This window comes from Corynebacterium sp. 122RC1 (genome assembly GCF_024580955.1).
Lineage (GTDB): Bacteria > Actinomycetota > Actinomycetes > Mycobacteriales > Mycobacteriaceae > Corynebacterium > Corynebacterium kozikiae.
Window position 1 is genome coordinate 1 of sequence record NZ_JANIKD010000071.1, and the last position, 413, is coordinate 413.

Sequence of the window (413 nt, forward strand, 5' to 3'; positions counted from 1 at the left end):
GAGTTGCAATATAACTAAATGGATTAGGTTTACCTAGTGACCCTTCTTTTGGAAATACTGACTCAGCTTTCAATACTTCACTCGCTGTAACAATATGCTTTTCATTAAAAAAAGTTTTAAGACCAAAGGATTCAAATGGAACAATGGTTTCTGTTCTTGGTCTACCAGTTGCAATGGCAATGTTAAAACCTGCTTGTTTTATATCATTTAATAAAGTTTTAATTTCTTCCACAGGACGTAAGATCATTTCTTCATAAATAAAACCAGATTTAGGAATAGACAAAGGAGTAAGTTTTTCTACTTTTTCATATAAAGTTGTTCCTAAATACCATTCTTGATATACTGCTCTAGCTAAATTCCAAAGTGGACTTTTTAAATTAAATAATTTAGCATTTTCAATATTTAATTGATCT

The 413-nt window shown here is 29.5% G+C and carries 1 protein-coding gene; it reads right to left on the bottom strand.

All coding sequences use genetic code 11. The features are described 5' to 3' along the window. The coding region (locus tag NQ050_RS11120; protein ID WP_257039405.1) for an HAD hydrolase-like protein at positions 1-413 on the bottom strand (413 nt) is incomplete at both ends.